The sequence below is a fragment of the Streptococcus danieliae genome (genome assembly GCF_025447695.1).
In the GTDB taxonomy this organism is placed as follows: domain Bacteria; phylum Bacillota; class Bacilli; order Lactobacillales; family Streptococcaceae; genus Streptococcus; species Streptococcus danieliae.
In genome coordinates this window covers 1-18,650 of record NZ_JAOBSU010000022.1, presented here as the reverse complement: position 1 = coordinate 18,650, position 18,650 = coordinate 1, and the positions used below count along the sequence as shown (strand labels likewise).

Annotated in this window: 24 protein-coding genes and 1 tRNA gene; all 25 read left to right on the top strand. The window is 42.9% G+C overall.

Annotated elements, in window-relative coordinates:
• Window positions 1-191, top strand: a 191-nt coding sequence (locus tag N4310_RS02660) for a hypothetical protein (RefSeq protein WP_262091974.1), incomplete at its 5' end; no start/stop codon positions are given.
• Complete coding sequence (locus N4310_RS02655) at window positions 188-595, top strand: transcriptional regulator (protein WP_262091973.1); 408 nt, start codon at window positions 188-190, stop codon at window positions 593-595. The genes N4310_RS02660 and N4310_RS02655, both read left to right, overlap by 4 nt.
• A gap of 201 nt (window positions 596-796) precedes the next feature.
• Window positions 797-868: transfer RNA gene (locus N4310_RS02650), tRNA-Trp, on the top strand.
• A gap of 26 nt (window positions 869-894) precedes the next feature.
• Window positions 895-1,473: a GIY-YIG nuclease family protein gene (locus N4310_RS02645; RefSeq protein WP_262091972.1), complete on the top strand. Its 579-nt coding sequence runs from the start codon at window positions 895-897 to the stop codon at window positions 1,471-1,473.
• Window positions 1,449-1,859 (top strand): helix-turn-helix domain-containing protein, encoded by a 411-nt coding sequence (locus tag N4310_RS02640; protein ID WP_262091975.1) that lies wholly within the window; start codon window positions 1,449-1,451, stop codon window positions 1,857-1,859. Before N4310_RS02645 ends, N4310_RS02640 begins: the two co-directional genes overlap by 25 nt.
• Window positions 1,837-3,120: a PBSX family phage terminase large subunit gene (locus tag N4310_RS02635; protein WP_262091971.1), complete on the top strand. Its 1,284-nt coding sequence runs from the start codon at window positions 1,837-1,839 to the stop codon at window positions 3,118-3,120. The genes N4310_RS02640 and N4310_RS02635 overlap by 23 nt, the downstream gene beginning before the upstream one ends.
• A 12-nt stretch (window positions 3,121-3,132) precedes the next feature.
• Window positions 3,133-4,623 (top strand): phage portal protein, encoded by a 1,491-nt coding sequence (locus tag N4310_RS02630; RefSeq protein WP_262091970.1) that lies wholly within the window; start codon window positions 3,133-3,135, stop codon window positions 4,621-4,623.
• The gene (locus tag N4310_RS02625) at window positions 4,613-5,998 is read left to right on the top strand and encodes a minor capsid protein (protein ID WP_262091969.1); all 1,386 of its coding nucleotides are present in this window, start codon (window positions 4,613-4,615) and stop codon (window positions 5,996-5,998) included. The genes N4310_RS02630 and N4310_RS02625 overlap by 11 nt, the downstream gene beginning before the upstream one ends.
• A complete protein-coding gene (locus tag N4310_RS02620; protein ID WP_262091968.1) occupies window positions 5,988-6,206 on the top strand; it encodes a hypothetical protein in 219 nt (72 codons plus the stop codon). Before N4310_RS02625 ends, N4310_RS02620 begins: the two co-directional genes overlap by 11 nt.
• A gap of 49 nt (window positions 6,207-6,255) precedes the next feature.
• Complete coding sequence (locus N4310_RS02615; protein WP_262091967.1) at window positions 6,256-6,459, top strand: hypothetical protein; 204 nt, start codon at window positions 6,256-6,258, stop codon at window positions 6,457-6,459.
• Window positions 6,459-6,629 (top strand): hypothetical protein, encoded by a 171-nt coding sequence (locus N4310_RS02610; RefSeq protein WP_262091966.1) that lies wholly within the window; start codon window positions 6,459-6,461, stop codon window positions 6,627-6,629. Before N4310_RS02615 ends, N4310_RS02610 begins: the two co-directional genes overlap by 1 nt.
• A 104-nt stretch (window positions 6,630-6,733) precedes the next feature.
• Window positions 6,734-7,306: a DUF4355 domain-containing protein gene (locus N4310_RS02605; protein WP_262091965.1), complete on the top strand. Its 573-nt coding sequence runs from the start codon at window positions 6,734-6,736 to the stop codon at window positions 7,304-7,306.
• Between the two features lie 10 nt (window positions 7,307-7,316).
• Window positions 7,317-7,682 (top strand): hypothetical protein, encoded by a 366-nt coding sequence (locus N4310_RS02600; protein WP_262091964.1) that lies wholly within the window; start codon window positions 7,317-7,319, stop codon window positions 7,680-7,682.
• A gap of 3 nt (window positions 7,683-7,685) precedes the next feature.
• Complete coding sequence (locus N4310_RS02595) at window positions 7,686-8,735, top strand: major capsid protein (protein WP_262091963.1); 1,050 nt, start codon at window positions 7,686-7,688, stop codon at window positions 8,733-8,735.
• 11 nt (window positions 8,736-8,746) lie between these two features.
• Complete coding sequence (locus tag N4310_RS02590; RefSeq protein ID WP_262091962.1) at window positions 8,747-8,983, top strand: HeH/LEM domain-containing protein; 237 nt, start codon at window positions 8,747-8,749, stop codon at window positions 8,981-8,983.
• 10 nt (window positions 8,984-8,993) lie between these two features.
• Entirely contained in the window at window positions 8,994-9,347 is a 354-nt protein-coding gene (locus N4310_RS02585) for a phage head-tail connector protein (protein WP_262091961.1), read from the top strand.
• Entirely contained in the window at window positions 9,344-9,664 is a 321-nt protein-coding gene (locus N4310_RS02580; RefSeq protein WP_160332075.1) for a hypothetical protein, read from the top strand. Before N4310_RS02585 ends, N4310_RS02580 begins: the two co-directional genes overlap by 4 nt.
• Window positions 9,645-10,019 carry an HK97-gp10 family putative phage morphogenesis protein gene (locus tag N4310_RS02575; RefSeq protein WP_262091960.1) on the top strand — a complete coding sequence of 125 codons (375 nt, stop codon included), beginning with the start codon at window positions 9,645-9,647 and terminating at the stop codon, window positions 10,017-10,019. The genes N4310_RS02580 and N4310_RS02575 overlap by 20 nt, the downstream gene beginning before the upstream one ends.
• On the top strand, window positions 10,009-10,398 hold the full coding sequence (locus N4310_RS02570; RefSeq protein WP_262091959.1) for a hypothetical protein: 390 nt from the start codon (window positions 10,009-10,011) through the stop codon (window positions 10,396-10,398). Before N4310_RS02575 ends, N4310_RS02570 begins: the two co-directional genes overlap by 11 nt.
• Window positions 10,399-10,412: 14 nt before the next feature.
• The gene (locus N4310_RS02565; protein ID WP_160332078.1) at window positions 10,413-10,904 is read left to right on the top strand and encodes a phage major tail protein, TP901-1 family; all 492 of its coding nucleotides are present in this window, start codon (window positions 10,413-10,415) and stop codon (window positions 10,902-10,904) included.
• Between the two features lie 47 nt (window positions 10,905-10,951).
• Window positions 10,952-11,302 (top strand): tail assembly chaperone, encoded by a 351-nt coding sequence (locus N4310_RS02560; RefSeq protein ID WP_262091958.1) that lies wholly within the window; start codon window positions 10,952-10,954, stop codon window positions 11,300-11,302.
• A 17-nt stretch (window positions 11,303-11,319) separates the two neighbouring features.
• On the top strand, window positions 11,320-11,682 hold the full coding sequence (locus tag N4310_RS02555) for a hypothetical protein (protein ID WP_262091957.1): 363 nt from the start codon (window positions 11,320-11,322) through the stop codon (window positions 11,680-11,682).
• Window positions 11,682-15,524, top strand: coding sequence for a tape measure protein (locus N4310_RS02550; RefSeq protein ID WP_262091956.1), 3,843 nt, complete (start codon window positions 11,682-11,684; stop codon window positions 15,522-15,524). Before N4310_RS02555 ends, N4310_RS02550 begins: the two co-directional genes overlap by 1 nt.
• Window positions 15,524-17,533, top strand: coding sequence for a distal tail protein Dit (locus N4310_RS02545; RefSeq protein WP_262091955.1), 2,010 nt, complete (start codon window positions 15,524-15,526; stop codon window positions 17,531-17,533). Before N4310_RS02550 ends, N4310_RS02545 begins: the two co-directional genes overlap by 1 nt.
• Window positions 17,533-18,650 (top strand): phage tail spike protein (locus N4310_RS02540; protein WP_262091954.1); only part of this gene is annotated, 1,118 nt, incomplete at its 3' end. The genes N4310_RS02545 and N4310_RS02540, both read left to right, overlap by 1 nt.

The window sequence follows — 18,650 nt, the reverse complement described above, 5'->3', positions numbered from 1 at the left end:
CTAGGCCTTGTACAAAATTTAAGTACATTACAGTGAGTCTGGATGAATTGAAAGACTATCAGAATGCTGTGAAAGTGTTTGAAAAAATCTACATACATTATAGCCATCTAGCTGATAAGACGGGTTCAGACTATGCCAGGGATATTGCTAGTAAGCTATTGCAGATGGGATTGATTGGAGGAGATAGATGAGATTAAGTAATGCGCAGCTAAAGGCCCTGGATGAGCGATTATTTGACTATCCTTATGTCATGAGCAACATAGCTCATAGAAAGCTGGAATTACAAACCGCTATTGAGCATGACGATAACATCGGAGGAGGTAAAGGAAATACAGTTTCAAAGCCGACTGAGCGAATCATTGCACTATGGTCGGATGATGCAAGGATAAAATCACTTGAGACATTTGAAAAAGCAGTACGTGCAACAATTGCTGAATTAGATGATGAGTTAAAGAGTATTTTTGAATTGCGCTGGTCAAAAGGATCTCGTAATACTTGGGAGGAGATAGCTGATAAATTACACATCAGTAGAATGGGAATCTATCGGAAGCGTAAGCGAATTTTATCGATTTTTGCTGAAAAAAGCGGAATGTGATACAAAAAGCTATAGAAGTATCACTTTTTAAGTGATAAATTGGTAGCATGGTTTTTCAAAGGAACCAGAGATAATCCACCAACTACTCAGTCAAGCAGCAGCGTACCATTTGCGATTTCAGACATAGAGTCTCCTTTCGATTTTTTAGTACAAGCAAAAATGGTGGATGAAGCAGTGATTTAGGTCGCTGCTTTTTGTTTTACGGACATAGTTTAATGGTAAGAACGGAGGTCTCCAAAACCTCTGGTGTAGGTTCGATTCCTACTGTCCGTGTTAAGATATAGTTTGAGGTGAATAAAATGTGCTATGGAATTGTTTATTGTATTGAAAATCAAATAAATGGCAAGAAGTACATTGGAGTTACAACTCGAACTGTACATCAACGTTTTGCTGAGCATTGTGTTGCAAATTCAGTTATTGGAAGAGCAATTAGGAAATATGGATCTGATAATTTTTCAATTCATGTGGTAGACCGTGCAGATAATCAGGCTGAACTCTTTAGATTGGAAAAAGAGTGGATTAAAAATCAAGGTACTTATATCAACGGATATAATTCAACAATTGGTGGCGAGGGTGCGATTTATGACTACTCAATTGAGCCAGTGTATACAGAAGAACAAGAATTGTTTATTGAAAAGGTTTTAAAATTAAACAAGGAAGAAATTGATGTCAATAATCAAGTACAAATGATTAAGCTTATTTCGTGCAATGTTGTCTACTTGTATTTGACATCCGAAAATAAGATTGATAAGCGAGAATGTGCAAGACTGTTGTTAAAGATGAATGGTTTACTTACAGTGCAGTTTACCGCTAAAAATATTATTAATATCGATGAAGTTAGGAGGTGGTCAAACTGGCGAAGTACACCGACTGGGTAACTGATGAAGGTCTACTTCTGGTAAAAGGCTGGGCCAGAGATGGATTGACGGATGTTCAGATTGCAAGCAATATTGGAATCTCTTATTCAACATTCAAAGACTGGAAGAAAAAATTTCCGGCCTTTTCGGCCACCCTAAAAGAGAGTAAACAAGTAGCCGACAGACAGGTAGAAAATGCTCTGTATAAGACAGCTACTGGTTTTTACTACACTGAAGAGACAGTCACAAATCAGGGGGATGTCGTTACCATTAAGAAGTACCATAAACCAAATACTACAGCTCAAATATTCTGGTTGAAGAATAGAAAGGATGAGTGGAACGATAAAGTAGAGACTGAGATTAAAGGAACGGTGGTGTTTGCGAATGAGTCAGAAATCCTTGATTAAGAACCTGCCAGCGATTGTTGGTAAAGGGTATGGCAAGTATTGGCACTCCACAAACTTCTATCGAGTTGTAAAAGGCAGCCGTGGATCAAAGAAATCAAAGACTACTGCTCTCAATTTTATTGTTCGAATGCTTAAGTATGAGTGGGCTAATCTTTTAGTAGTTCGACGCTATTCAAATACAAATAAGCAGTCAACTTACACAGATTTCAAATGGGCCTGCAATCAGTTGGGAGTTCTACACTTATTCAAGTTTAATGAGTCGTTGCCGGAAATCACTGTCAGAAAAACAGGTCAGAAAATTCTATTTCGAGGGCTTGATGATGAGTTGAAAATCACATCCATTACGGTCGATGTTGGCATTCTTTGCTGGGCCTGGTTTGAAGAAGCGTACCAGATTGAAAGTGAAGCCAAGTTTTCAACAGTTGTCGAATCTATCCGGGGGAGTTTAGATGTTCCGGATTTCTTCAAACAAATCACAGTGACTTTCAACCCCTGGTCGGAACGACACTGGCTCAAGAAAGTATTTTTTGATGAAGATACGAGGCGAGCAGATACCTTAGCTTTGACGACCACCTACAGAGTCAATGAGTGGCTTGATGAGGTCGATATCCAACGATATGAGGATTTATACCTGACTAACCCTAGGCGGGCTAGAATCGTCTGTGATGGCGAATGGGGAGTCGCTGAGGGCTTGGTGTTCGATAACTTTTCAGTTGTTGACTTTAACATTGACCAAACGATTCAGCGAATCAATGAAACAACAGCTGGTCTTGACTTTGGTTTTACCCATGATCCTACCGCTCTTGTTTGTTCGGCAGTTGATTTGGAGAAGAAAGAGATTTGGATATACCGAGAACATTATCAAAGAGGCATGCTGACCGATGCTATTGTTAAAATGCTGAAAGACAATCAGCTGGAACGAACCCTACTGACTGCAGACAGTGCGGAAAAACGGTTGATCGCCGAAATCCGAAGTAAAGGGATTCAGGGTGTCGTGGCTAGCTACAAAGGGAAAGGGTCTATCATGCAAGGGATTCAGTTCTTGCAAGGCTTCAAGATTCACATTCACCCATCTTGCGAGAATACTATTGAGGAGTTTAACACTTACACATTCGCACAAGACAAAGAAGGAAACTGGTTGAATGAACCAATCGATAAGAACAACCACATCATCGATGCCTTACGATATTCGATGGAACGGTATCACATTAAACAAAAATCTACTCAATTCGATGTCTTGAGAGCGGGTTTCGGATTATAGGAAAGGAGAAACATGGGCTATATTGAAACTTTTAGTGATAGTACAGGAAGAAGCAGGCAGCTAGAGTTCCGGTTTCACCGTGAAGCTCGTCTTCGCTATCGTGTAAGCACTTTAGCAGAGCTTGAAGCGAATGACTACTCATTGCTTCGTGATTACATTGCCCATCATGAATCGGTTCAAAGGCCGAGGATTCAGGAGCTTTATGATTATGCCGAAGGCAACAATCATGAAATCAGCAAGGTTGGTCGGCGTAGAGAAAAGGATATGGCGGATGTCAGAGCGGTTCATAATTTCGGTAAAGCCATTTCTAGCTTCAAACAGGGGTATCTAGTTGGTAATCCTATCCGGGTTGATTATGAGGAAGACACGGCTACAGATGACGCTTTTAAAGAGCTGGCTAGGTTGAATGATTTTCACCAATTGAATCGAGACCTGGTTCTTGATTTATCGAAAGTCGGTCGGGCTTATGACTTGATTTATAGAGCTAAAGACGATACTACACGAGCAGTAAAACTGGATCCACTAGGGACATTCGTTATATTTGACATGACCCTAGAAAATCATAGCGTGGCTGGTGTACGGTATTATCGAAAATCCCAGTTTGATGAAACTATCAAGATTGTTGAACTTTATACGAATAATCGGATAGTGACCTTTGAATACGATGGAAAGCTAATTGAGGTGGCCTCTACCTCTCACGCTTTTGATCTGGTCCCTATTACAGAGTATCTGAATACTGGGAATGGTATGGGAGATTACGAAACGGAACTTTCTCTGATTGACCTCTATGATAGTGCTCAATCGGATACAGCTAACTATATGCAGGATTTATCAGACGCTATTTTAGCGATCTTTGGTCGTGTTTCTTTTCCTGATTATGTAGATACCGCTGAAAAACAGATTGAATATTTGTCGAAAATGCGCCAAGCTCGGCTTATGAACATTGAGCCTCCGGTTGATGCTGATGGTAAAGAGGGGAATGTGGATGCTAGGTATCTCTATAAGCAGTACGATGTCAATGGTACAGAGGCTTACAAGAAGCGGGTTGTCAATGATATCCACAAATTTACGAATACACCGGACATGACAGACGAACATTTCTCTGGGGTCCAGTCTGGCGAGGCCATGAAGTGGAAAGTCTTTGGTCTGGACCAGGAGCGGGTTGACATGCAGGCTCTTTTTGAACGTTCTCTTAAGCGTAGGTATCGGTTAATTGCGACAGTTTCAACACTTCTTAAAGAAATCAAGGATTTTGACGTTGCTAAGCTAAAAGTGACCTTCACTCCGAACCTGCCTAAGTCCTTGCAGGAGAAAATCGAAGCCTTCCAGGCTCTCGGTGGTGAGCTTTCCAAAGAAACAGCCATGCAGATTACTGACATTGTGGAGGATCCCAAGGCTGAATTGGATAAGTTGAGCAAGGAGGATGAAGAATTCAGTCTTTTAGCCCAGAAGATGGCCAAAAATCAACGCTTAGCCGATAAGGATTTAGACGATGAACAATGATTATTGGAAAAAGAGAATAAGGGCGGAGCAAGAAGCTAAGATTGAGCGTGATGCAAGTCTTGGTGAGGAGATGAAACGCCTTTACGATTATCATTTTTCTGAAATTGAAAAAGAAATCCGTGCTTTTGAGCAACGCTATGCTGATAAAAACGGCTTGACCCTTAAAGATGTCAGGGAAAGAGTTTCTGACATGGATGTTCAGGCTTTTGAAGAAAAAGCCAAGCGCTATGTTGCAGAAAAAGATTTCTCCGCTAAGGCCAATTCAGAGCTTGCCCTCTATAATCTGAAAATGCGTATGAAACGCTTGGAGTTGCTTCAATACCAAATGGACTTGGAGATGATTGCTTTGTCAGACTCGGAGCATAAGATGACGGAAAAATTCTTAAATCAGGAGTATGCGAAAGAGTTGGAGCTACAAGCGGGTCTTTTGGGTGGGTCTGTCTTATCTGATGGTGCTATCAAGCAAATGGCCCAAGCAACACTTAATACGCCATTCAAAGGAGCAACTTGGTCCAGTCGTATCTGGGAAAGACAAGATGAACTCCGCCACATCGTAGCTAAGATGACAGAGGATTTATTGCTGAGGGGTAAGAACCCAACAGAGATGATTCCAAGGCTTAGACGAGAGTTTGGGGTATCTGCTAGCGAGGCAAGACGACTGGCAGTTACAGAAGGTGCTAGAGTTGCGACAGAAGCCCAGAAACAGGCTTTTGATGCTAACGGCTACACGGAGTATGAATTCATTTCAGAACCTAAAGCTTGTGAGATTTGTAAGCCCTTGGATGGGAAAATCTTCAAAGTAGCCAAGATGACACCAGGAGAGAATGCCAGCCCCATGCATCCTCATTGTCGCTGTTCAGCAGCAGCGCATTACTCACTTAGTGAGGAGGAGTATGAACGGATTATCCGAGAGAGTGCTGAGAGTATGGGGGTGGAGTATAGGCCGTCCTATTATGCTAAGGAAGCGATGTCTCGGAACAAAGATAAGAATAAACGAAGACCTGTAAATATTGTACGTCAGAACAAACTTACTAAGAAATTCAGAGAAAGAGGCGGTGTGATTTGGCAAAATGATGAGTCCGAGCAGTATCTGAAAAAGCAAAAAGCAGCGGCATTGAATTACGATGCATATACAATTGCTCTTCAAAAGAAACCTACTATTTCTGAAATTTTAGAGGAGTTGTATCACGCCGAACAGTGGCTAGATGGTCGTCTTGTTGAAGGTGATGATTTATCTAAAATAAAAGGAGAGATAGAGGCGCAACACTATTTACTTTCTGTGGAAAAGAAGTATAATATACCTAAAAGTGAGACAAAGCAAACGATACAAAACCTCAAATATTGGGAAGGGGAGTTGAAAAAGTATGAAGATTAAAGATATATTTCAAGCTCCGTTTGGAACGGTTATATCATTAGACGAAAATGTCCCATCTGACGGTGTTGTCGGTAAGTTATTAACTGTAGATGAAGTAGTATTCCATAAGGTGAAAGGGACGCCTTCGAATATTTGGACAGAGGTTTTGATTGATAAAACTGACGATTTCTCTGTAGGACAAACTGTTAAATTTGTAAATATCAATTAAGCACTAGAGCAATCTAAGTGCTTTTTTCGTACCCTGGAAAGGAGTAGGTATGAACAAGCGAATGATGAAGAAGCGTGAGCTTGCAACTCGTTTACGAATTGCAGAAACTCACATCGATTTTCTGATCCGCGAGAACATTAGGTTGAATCGATTGGTTGAGCAGAATGCGCAGGCTACAAACAACGAGTTTGAGTCAGTTCGGAACGAAATTCATAAAAAGGAAAAGAAAGGTTTCGTGAAGCGGTGGTTGTGATGGATAAGATAGAAACGGCTATAAGTATGATTCACACTTTAAAGGAGCGTTATCCAGATGCACAGATTACCATTGGGGCTTCAAAAGCGCTTAAACACGAAGATAAGAAAACTATTCAAACTGGTATAACAGTTTCAGTTGAATTTAAGCACGAACCACATGAAATCTAACCGTCTGGAATTCCATACGGTTTTTATTATGCCCGAAACATGCTCAAGGCTTAAAACTGCGCAAGAGAATATAGTCAGACATGACTCAAAACAAGGAGGCCAACATGGCAGATTTAGTTGAAAACGGTGTAGTGGAAGAACAAACTCAGGAGGAGGTCGACACTCAAGAGGAGGTTAAATCGGACGCTGCAACAGAAAAGACATTCACTCAAGCAGAAGTAACCGAAAAGATTCAACAGGCTGTGAATCGTGCAGTTGCGAAAGCGCACAAAGATGCCGAGGAGAAATTCAAGGCTGAACAGAATGAAGCTGAGAAGTTAGCGAATATGAATGAGAAGGAAAAGGCTAACTACGAGCGTGAGAAACTTCTGGCAGAGTTGCAATCGCTAAAAGATGAAAAAACTCTGAATGAGATGAAGGGGATTGCTCGTGACATGCTTTTAGAGTCTAGAATTACGCTAGCTGACGGGCTTTTGAATCGATTGGTGACTCTTGATGCCGAGGAGACGAAACAGGTTGTAACGGACTTTATTGCAGCTTTTAACGAGGCGGTCTCAGAAGAAGTTAAGAAAACCATTCGACAAGATGCACCAGGGCTCGGTTCTGATGTATCAAAACAATCCAATTATGGGGCTAGTCTTGCTAAGGGCAAGAAAACTAGCGGGAAATTAGTATAAGGAGGCTAATATGGCAGAAAAGAAACTTTTTGGAGTTGCTGAAATCTTGCATAACATGACCTATGAAGCGATTTCGGTGACAATTGATAAAGAAACTACTGGTACAGTGACTGAAAATGGTCGAAAAATTGTCAAGGCAGGTACACTCCTAGCTGGAGATGGTGCTTCCGTTTTTGAAGACCGTAAGAAAAAGGTCAAAGCGAACGCGACTGCGCCAGATGGGGTTTTGCTCTATGATGCAGATGTGACAGACGGCAACGCGGTAGCTTCCCTGGTCTACCGTGGAACTCTCCGTGCTGATAAGGTAAACGGTGGGTCTGTTACTGATGAAATCAAGGGAAAACTCCCTCATATCCAATTTGTGAAAGGAGCTTAAGAAATGGCTTTAATTTATGATATTGTGACTGCCCCTAATTTGGCAGGTTTTTGGAACACCTCTCAAGCGAATGTGGAAACAAGCTTGGGGGAGCGTGCTTTTCCGGCTAAAAAACAACTTGGCTTGAAGTTGGCCTTTATTAAGGGATCAGCGGGCTTGCCGGTTGTTATTCGTGCTTCTGCTTTTGATACCGAAGCTACTCTTCGTGAGCGGATGAACGTAACCCTTAATGAGGAAGAAATGCCTTACTTTAAAGAAGGTATTGTCGTTAAGGAATCAGACCGTCAACAGCTCAACTTGATTGCTCAAACAAACAATCAAGCTTTGATTGATACCATTATTGAGGGGATTTTTGATGATGAAACCCGCCTTTTGAGTGGGGCTCATGCTCGCTTGCAGGCTATGCGTTTCCAAGTTTTGGCGACTGGTAAAATCGGGATTCTCTCAAATGGTGTAGCTCGTGACATCGATTATGGTGTGGCTGATACCAACAAGGGCTCTGTAAAAACAGCTTGGTCTGATGCTGCAACTGCGACTCCTTTGGCGGACATCTCGAAAGCTATGGACGCTCTTGCTGCAACTGGAGCTAAGGCAGAGGTGTTGATTTTAAACTCTAAGACTTTCGCAGAAATCAAGAATGCCAAGTCAACCCTTTTTGCTATTAAACCAACAGCTCCTGACGCAGCTGGCGTAACCAACCGAGAATTGACCAATTATCTTGAGTCTGAGTATGGTCTTGCGGTTGCCCTTGAAAATGGGACCTATAAAGATGATGATGGAATCACCAAGAAATTCTATCCAGATGGACGGGTAACTCTTGCTCCAAATGGCCCGCTTGGTAAAACTGTCTTTGGTACCACACCAGAGGAATCAGACTTAATGGGTGGTAATTCAGAAGCTGCCAAGGTTGCTATTGTCGATACGGGTATCGCAGTAACCACCATCAAGCATGCTGACCCGGTAAACGTGGAGACTAAGGTTTCTATGATTGCTTTACCATCCTTTGAGCGTTTGGATGAGGTCTATATGCTTTCTACTGTGCCAGAAGCCTAGGAGGGTAGATCATGGGGAATGTAATTAAGACTTTCCGATGTAAAGAAACCCAAGAAATCTATTACATCGGGGAAACCTATAAAGGGGGCAGGACAGAGGAGTTGACTGCCCTCGGTTTTTTGTCCGACGATGAAAAGAGCGATTTTGGGCATTTGAAACTGGATGAACTGAAAGCTAAGTTAGATGAACGTGGCATTGAGTACAATCCTAAAGCGAAAAAACAGGAGCTGCTGGATTTATTAAACTAGGAGGTATTGGATGACCGAGTTAGACAAAAACGCTGTACTAGTGAATGTAAAATTAGACTTGGATATCGAAGATGACCTCCAAGATGATTTGCTTTTGTTACTCATCCGTAAGGTGCTGGACCATTTTAAGTTGGCTTATTCAGTAGAATCAGTTGATGGAATTTTCGCCTTTGTCATTGAGGATTGCACGATTAAACGTTTCAACCGCAGGGGTTCAGAGGGTGCAAAAGCGGAATCGATCGAAGGGCACTCTGTGACTTACGATGACGCTTCGTCCGAGTTTGAGCCTTATGATGACCTTATTCGCTCAAAACTAAGCCTTTTAGAGACCAAGGAACGCCGGGGAGGGATTCATATACTATGAGATACAACCAGCGTGTGAGACTTATCCGAGAGGAAAAGAAACGCTATGACAGCAAGTTAGGGCGAATGGTGTCGGACAGAAAGGTTATAGCCGATTTACCGTGTTTTACCTCTCCTGTGAGGGTTGAGTTGTTAAATGCCCTAGGTGGCAAGTTGAACCAGTCTAGCTTGGTTATTCACACCAGAGGATATAAAGGAAAGGTCGATTCTGTTGAAATAGACGGGCGGCCTTTTACTATTGTTCAAGAACCGGTTCAAAGGAATGGGAGAACCATTTTTTATGTAAACGAGGTGCTAGATGGCAATGCTAGAAATTAAAGGAGACGAGCCTTTATTGAAGCACTTGCAGACTGCTGCGAGTTTGAGGGCCCATAAAGAAGTTGTCAAAAAGCATGGTTCCAATCTTCAAAAAGGTGCTCAACAACGAGCTGTTTTTAGAGGTCATTGGCAAGGGAAGAAGTTTGTGAAGCCAACAGGAGCTACTAAGCGTTCTATTAAGCTTCAGATTACAGATGGGGGTCTTGTGGCTAGAGTCAAAGCAGGGACGGATTATTCGGGTTACCTCGAAAAAGGGACACGGAAGATGTCGGCTCAACCGTTCATGAAGCCTGCTTTTGAGGCAGTCCATCCCAAATTCGTAGATGATTTAAGGAGAGCTGGTCTTGCTAAATAAACAACCGGACCAGCAGTTGCATGACGAGCTGATTCACCGAGCGACTGTCCTTGGGCTAGATGCTTACCCTTTCTTGCCAAAAGAGGGGACTCCCTATCCCTTTATGACGGTTGCTTACACCCAGTTACTGCCGAGACCGACTAAGTCTTATTTAATTGGGACAGTTATTGCCCAGGTTGATATCTGGGGAACGATTGAAAATCGAAAACTGGTATCAGACTGGATTGGAAAATTGATGCAGGAATTTTCCGCTATTCAAGAAATCGATGGTCGGAAGTGGTCCATGGATTTATCCAGTTCATCTGAAATTTTGAAAGATGATTCAACCGATGAAATGCTCTATCATGGAGTGCTGGATTTAAAATTTAAATTTCATTAGAGAGGAAAAACAAAATGGCAAATTTTGGTAAAGACAAAATCTTGATGTTCCGTAAACTCGGAGATAAAAAAGCGGCTGCTAAGCTAGCTCTGCAAACAGAACACTCTTGGAACTACGAACGTTCCAATGAGGCAACTAAGACCAAAGATGGAGCGGTTGTGTCAGATGGTGGTCTTGAGGTTACTCTTCAGATTGAGGCAGTGGCTAGCCACGACGAATTGAATAAAATGTTGAAGGATTCGGTTCTTCAAGGATTTAAGCTGGAGGTTTGGGAGATTGACCTAGCTGGAACGAAACAGGGTGGTAAGTACCCAGCGCTCTATGCTCAAGGCTCTCTGTCAAACTGGGAAACTCCCGCTAATGTAGAGGAGTTGGAGACCATTTCAACAGAGATGGCGATTGACGGCAAACCGGTTGAGGGCTATGCTACTCTGACCGCCGACCAAGAAGCAGCAATTCGCTATGCCTTTGCAGACACAACAGCTATTACAACATCAGGCAACTAGGTTGAGGGGGCTTTCCCCTCTTTTATTTTTACAAAGGAGACAAAACAATGAAACAAATTGAAATTAACGGCAAATCTTATGATCTACACTACGGCATCGGCTTTATTCGGGAGATGGATAAGCGCCATGAGGTGAATGGTAACGGTGTTTCCTTCGGGATGGGGATTCAGGCAGCTGTGATTTATCTACAGGACTATAACCCTGTTATTCTTGCAGACATTATCCAGGCAGCAACCATGACTCTGCGCAGCCGTCCTTCCACTGCAGAGATTGAATTGTGGATTGAAGAACAAGGGGATGATTTGGAACAAGCTTTTGACGATTTTTTATCTGTCTTAAAGACTGCGCCAATGACCAAGCTAAAAGTCAAGAAAACCCTAGAAGCGATGGAGGGCTAGAATCGAAAAAGACCACAGTGGCAAACGATTCTCGGGAAATTTATGAGGACATGTTAGCCACCGTTTTTGCTTTTTTCGGGATCGGCGATTTCAACGAGGCTAATCGAATGACCTTATTTGAATATCGAATTCGCAACCGTGGTCGTATGATGACTCAGTTGGAACGTGAGAAGGACTTGCATCTTCAAGCTTTTTTGAATCGACGCATAAAAGAAACGATAAAAGACGGAAAAGAGTATAGATTCAAAAGTTTCAAGGATTTCTACAACGAGGATAAGCGCTGGAAGGAAAAACTCGGTAAAGGGCAGCCGACTCCAGTCAATGAGAATCTGATAGCCATTGCGAAGCGCATGCAACATTACAAGAAAGGAGGGTACTAATGGGCGATACAAGCTATACAGTTGAAGCGATATTGAAGGCTCGAGATAGTGGATTTTCAAGTGCTTTTAAAAAAGCAGAACAATCTGTAACTGGTTTGACAGGAATGGCAGGAAAGGTTGGTTCAGTCTTTAAATCGGTTCTCGGGGCTAACTTGGTGAGTTCAGCTTTGACAGCAGGAATTGGAGCTGTTACCTCTGGAATTGGAGGGATGGTTTCCGAATTGAATAGTTCGCAAAAAGCCTGGAAAACTTTTGAGGGGAATCTACAGGCTTTTGGAAAATCGGGTGCAGAAATTGCTGCTGCTAAGCAAGAGATGCAGGATTTTGCCACTAAGACCATTTATTCTGCTTCAGACATGGCTAGCACCTACTCACAATTAGAAGCCGTAGGGACAAAAAATGTAGGTAGTCTCGTTAAGGCCTTTGGTGGCTTGGCGGCTTCTGCGGAAAATCCAGCTCAAGCGATGAAATCTCTATCTCAACAAGCGACTCAGATGGCATCAAAGCCTAAAGTTGCTTGGCAGGATTTTAAAATCATGATGGAACAAGCGCCTGCCGGTATGGCAGCTGTTGCAAAAGAGATGGGCATGTCGACTGATGAACTGGTTGCAGCGGTTCAAGATGGAAAAATCAGCACAGAAGAATTCTTTGACGCTATGGAGCGCGCTGGAAATTCTGATGCTTTCCAAAAGATGGCCACTGAATTTAAAACAGTAGACCAGGCCATTGATGGATTAAAAGAAGGTCTATCGAATAAATTGATGCCCGCATTTGATAAATTGAATGAATTCGGAATCAAAGCGGTTAATGCCGTTAGCAACGCCATTGATAAAATCAATTTTGATAAGCTGGCTAAGGGACTAGGTGATTTTCTCAATAGAATTGACATTGAGGGGATCGTTGAAAAAGTAGCTGGTGTGTTATCGACAATTGGGGGATTGTTCAAGTCGGCATTTGCAACAATTGGAGATACAGGTCTCTTTCAGAACCTATTGCATACGTTTGATTTACTGGGTTCTGTAGCTGCGCAAGTTTTTAGAGGCATGGCGTCGGAATCGAATACTTTTTCAAATGCTATGGAAGCAGTCGGAGAAGTTTTCAATCTTTTTATTTTTTCGGTTCAAGATGCCATTACGGCTGTTGGAGATTTTATTTCAGGTCTACAAAAAGCAGGGGCTATCGATGCTGTTGTAGATGCCTTTTATGACTTGGTAAAAGCCGGCCTAGACCTGTCTGAAAAGTTGTCAGGGCTTATCCCCTGGGAAGTTATTGGAGTAGCTGTAGGTTATGTTATCAAGTTCATTTCCAAAGTTGTTCAAGCGATTGCCAACTTGTCACAAATGATTAGTGGTGACATTTGGAGGGGAACAGTTTCGGGTGTTGCTGGGGCTATATTGGCTTTTAAGGGTTTTAATTTCCTAAAATCTTTTAATCCATTCAGTATTTTTAAAAAGAAAGCAGAAGAATCTGTAGATGGTGCTACAAACGGTATCAAAAAGTCCAAAAGTACAATCTCACAGATTTTTAATGGGATTTCTAATGTGCTTAGATCCGCGGGAAATGCTTTGAAGTCAACTTTCCAAGGATTAGGGGGTGCTTTAAAATCTACTTTACAAGGCTTAGGGAAAACTTTTGAGGGTTTTGGAAAAGGATTTGGCGCTGCTATGAAGGGCATCATGCAAGGAATGAGAGGGTTAAATCCAGCTACTTTAATTGCATTTGGTACTTCATTTGCGATTGCGGCAGTTGGTATCGGTGCAGCAATTGCCATTATAGCTGCAGGTTTTACCTTGTTAGCCACACAGAGCCAAGGAGTTTCTGAAATACTCAGAGCTGTAGGTGATGTGATTGTTAGTGTGGGGAAAGCTATTGGTACAGTTGTTCAAATGGCTTTTCAAGGTTTGGCTGATGCCTTAGTTACTGTCGCTCCTGTTCTACCAATTGTAGCTACAGCTTTTGCCATGATGTCTCCAGCTATTACAGCAGTAGGCGAAGCTATTGCAACCATTATAGAATCCTTTAGCGGACTAGCTCCTGTGATTACAGCTTTAGGAGATGCTATTAGCCAGGTTGTTTCAGCGATTAGTTCTGGAGTAGCTGAAATTATCACAGCTGCAACTCCCATTGTGGAGATTATCAGCAATACCTTTACGACTCTTGTACAAATTGTTGCAGACTCCATTGTGCAGATTGTTCAAGCACTAGCACCATTCATGCCTGCGGTAACTGAAATGGTGGTCGCCGTTGCTCCGGTATTGTCTCAGATTATTGATGCTTTTAATAATCTAGTTGATAATCTTGGTCCGATTATCGATTCGATTACGGAGTTGTTTGGAACCCTGGGTGAACAGATTAGTGATATTCTGGAGGACGCACAAGGGGTAATTGATAGCTTTGGTGGTGCTGTTCGAAATGTTCTAGATGGTATCTCTGGAATCTTTGATTCGATCGGAAATGCAGCTTTAAATGCAGGTCGTGGAGTTAAGGAGATGGCCCAGGGAATTAAGATTCTAGTTGACATGAATATTGTTGATCTAGGTGAAACGCTCTTCAAAGTTGCATCTGGACTTGGTGATATGGCTAAACACTCTGGAGCTATGACTGAACTTGGTTCAGCAATGTCCCAAGTCGGAAAAGGAATGACTTCATTCTCAACTGAAGCAGAACCTGCAGCAGCAGCCATGACTGCTTTTAGTACAGGGATTGGGCCACTGAAAGAAACCATGGCGCAACTTCCTCAAATCATGACAACTGCTGCAACAGGATTCCAGACATTTGCGGCTCAAGCAGTCGCAAGCCTAGCAGGTTTATCAGCGATTAATGCACCGATTACCTTATTCAAAGACCAGATTAGTTCAATTGGGCCAACGCTACTTGTAGCTGGGGCAGGAATGACCCTGTTGGCCACTCAATTCTCCGTGGTTGGAGTATCGCTTGGGGCTCTTACAGCAGGTTTCACAGCTTTAAGCGCAGCTTTGGCAATGGTTTCAGCAAGCATGTCCCAAGTTGGATCTAGCGCAAGTCAAATTGTCGGTCAATTGAATGGGATTCCGGGTGCTACCCAGGCGGTCGTGTCTGCCTTTAATACTATGAGTAGCCAAGTACAATCAGCTATGAACCGAGCCCTACAGGCGGTTATTTCGGTTGGGAATCGGATGAAAGCTCAAGGACGTCAGATTGGTCAGCAAACTACTCGAAACCTAGCCCAAGGGATTCGAAGTGGTTCTGGTCAAGTTTCTAGCGCCATGAATTCGTTAGTGCAAGCGGCAGTATCGAGAGCGCAGGCTGGAGTTGGGGCTATGCGTAATGTAGGAGCTATGATTGGCCAAGGTTTAGCTCAAGGAATGCTTTCAGCACTGGGGGCTGTAACAGCTGCAGCGGATGCATTAGTTGCTCAAGCTGAGCGGGCAGCCCAAGCCAAGGCTAAAATCCATTCTCCATCTCGACTGTTCCGTGATGAGGTTGGTATTTTCATAGGTCAAGGGATGGCTGTCGGTATCGAAAAGAGCGCTAAGTTTGTGACGAAGGCTATTGATGACCTAGTCGAAGAAGCTAGTGAAATTGATTTGCGCCTGGATGATTTATTTGATAATCGTTTGAGTTATCAGGCAAATCTTGGGGAAATCAAGGGAGATATTACCCACCAATTGGTCAATCGTAGAGAGGAAAGGCGTTTTGATGCTCTTAGCGAAGCTCTAGATACTATTCAAGCTTCTCTTGGTCGTGAGGTTGTATTCAACATCAATGGTCAGGAGTTTGCTCGGGTAACTGGTAGGGATATAGCTAGCTATCAGGCTAATGAAGCACGGATTAACAAATTATTGAGGGAAGGAAAACGGTGATGGATGAAAAAATCATAATGACTTACAACGATGTGAATTTTAGTGATTTGATTGATGTCATCTCAGTTGAAAGGGATATCGGGAATAAGCGCGATGTGACTACCAATCCGGCTCTGACCCTCGGGGCTACAGTAAATCGGGTTAAAGTAGGCATGAAAGAAATTCGAGTTCGTTTTTCTTTGGCTTCAGTGAAGCTATCTGATATTCAATTTGTTGATACTACGCAACCTTACGAATCAAGATATAAAAATCTCAATAAGCTGAGAGAAAAAATTGCGGGGCTGTTACACACGACAGTCCCTTTAAAATTGGAATTCTCGGATGAACCAGATCGTTATTATTGGGCCTTGTCTGATGGCGATATTTCGCTTGGAGCTATCACGACTTGGTATGACGAGGCGACAATCACCTTCCTAGTCCCCGATGGTGTTGCCCATTCTACTACCTATAAGGAGGTCACCACCCACCGTGTAGAAAGTGACCGAATCATCTATACCGTTGACAATCAAGGGACAGTTGATGCCTTCCCAATCATCGAAGTAGAGCATGAAGAATCGAATGGCTATTTAGCCTTTGTTAATCGTGAGGGTATCAGCGCTTTGGGTGATGAATCAAAAGTTGATGCTGACTCCTACGTTCGTGCTTCTGAACCTCTGCTCGATTTTAAGGGAGGGAGACTCTTTAATAGTGTATCTCTTCCTTCTTCCTCTTACGGAGGTTCTTCTGGCGGGTCTCGAATGGAGTTCATTTCAAATAACGATAGAGGTTACAGACTACGAATCACTCTTGAAACACTTAGTCAAAATACCAGCTCTCGAACCAGTCAAGTTAAGATGAGGGCTCATCTCTTGAATCAGGGATGGACCTTCGCTTTGTATGACATCAATGCTTCCGTTACAGTTAGTGGCCAAACCTTTACTTACTCAGGGCGGCCGCAAATGCTGACAAAAAACTCCAGCATTCTTTTGATTGAGAAAACAATTTCGGTCACTCATGATGGGAATGGTGCCAAAACTATCTCTGTTTCTGGCTGGCTAACTGGTCAAGGGGGCTACTCACCCAACCGTTTGACTGTCCGCACTTCTAACTACAGTCTGCCAAGATTGGCTTTATCAAGTCAGTCTAGTGGACACACTCAAGCAAGCGGGCCTAATCTGGCACAAAAGAACGTGGCGGTCAGAAATGACAATAGCGACGTGCAAAATGCCAGTCTCAAGGTTGAGAATGTTTGGGGAAGGAATCACTTGGCTCTGAACTCTCTCGGAGAGGTCGGCCAAAACCAGGGAGCCAGTTCTGCGGGATTGACCTGGGTTATTCCAGGCAGTGAACGAACCACGAGTGAGTACATTTGGTGGCGTCAGATTTTTTGGTGTGGGCGCGTGAATCAGCGTGGCTTTCTCAAGGTCATTGTCTCAGACGAAAGTGGCGCCTTCCTTTATGGTGTGGAGACCATCAAACGGGGAGCTGATTTTGAGACTGAGTACAATTTCTTTGCCACAGACGGCAAAGGTGGTTTTGAGTTTTTGAAACAATGGAAATTCAAACCGAGCCACAAAAACGAGGAGAATCCCTTCAATAGGGACCGTGGTTGGTCGGATTTGAATCGAAAGGACGACCAAGTGGACGTCTATTGGTTTGGTTCTCATTTTCGGGTAACTGCTCCCAACATCAAGGGTAAAAAAGCAGCTAAGATCCATGTTGTTTGGGGCGGTTATCCAGGTAGCGAATGGCCAACGCATATGTACCTTGATGAACTTTACTTCCGAATGGACTTCGGTAAAAAGTTCACGGACAAGCCAACAAATCCTTTTGGCAAACAGTCCAAAGTCGTCATCAATTCGGAAGACGACACGATTCAGGTTGACGGCGTGATGAATGCCAATCTTTTGATTGACGGCGCTGGTTTTATCCGGATTCCTCCGGGAGAGTCGGAACTTCAGTTCTTTGCCTCCAAGTGGACTAGAAAGGTGCCTCGGGTAACAATACGATTTGAGGAAAGGTGGTTATAGTGCTATTAACAATTCACGATGCGAACTTGAAAAAAGTTGCCTTTGTCGAGAATGACAAAGATGGCACTTTGAATTTTTTTAATGACGAGTGGCGCCGTAATTTAGAGACAGCCTCTTCGGTGTTTAATTTTTCGGTCTATAAAAAAGCCCTCAAATACGATACGATGACCTCTAAAACTTATAATGTTTTAAATGAGCGAGCCTTTGTCTCTTTTCGCTACAAAGGTCGGACTTATCTATTTAACGTGATGACAGTTACAGAGAACGAGGATTCTATTGAGTGCTCCTGTTATTACCTATCATTAGAGCTTACCAATGAATATTTAGGAGCTTATAAGTCAGATAAAGCCATGACCTTTATTGAGTACATGAATCTCTGGGAAATGGTTCAGAATAATGCCATTAAAATTGGAATTAATGAGGTCAAGGATCAACAACGAAAACTGGAGTGGGAAGGCGAAGATACAGCTTTAAACCGTCTACTATCCATTGCCAATAAGTTTGATGCTGAAATTGAGTTAGTTACAAAACTAAAAGCGGATTCTTCCTTAGACTCTTTCATCTTGAATATCTACAAGGCCAATGATGGAAAAGGGGCTCAAGGGGTTGGTAAGAGACGTTCAGACATTCTTTTACAGTATGGTCGGAATGTAAAAGACATCACTCGAACAATTGACAAAGCTGAGATTTTTAATGCCATCATGCCTACTGGTACTTCAAATCAGTCCACGGATGATCCCAAAAAAGGGACTGCTACCAAACAAGCGACCACCAAAACAGGCTACACTGGTTCAGAAATCAAGTATGCAGGCAAGACCCTATCTAAGGAAAACCTGTCCAAGATTGTTGAACATTGCCGCAGGAACGATTTGCTTATTTCGGGGGTTATCTGTCAGCTCTATCTAGAAAGTAATTGGGGGAATTCCAACGTTGCTAAGATGGACAATAACTGGTCAGGAATGAGTGGTGGTGCCCAGACGCGACCTTCTGGGGTTGTGGTGACAACTGGGTCCTGGCGTCCAGCTAATGAAGGCGGGACCTATATGCACTATGCTAATCTGGATGATTTCTTCAAGGACTATACCTATACACTAGCTCATCAAGGCATCTATGCCGT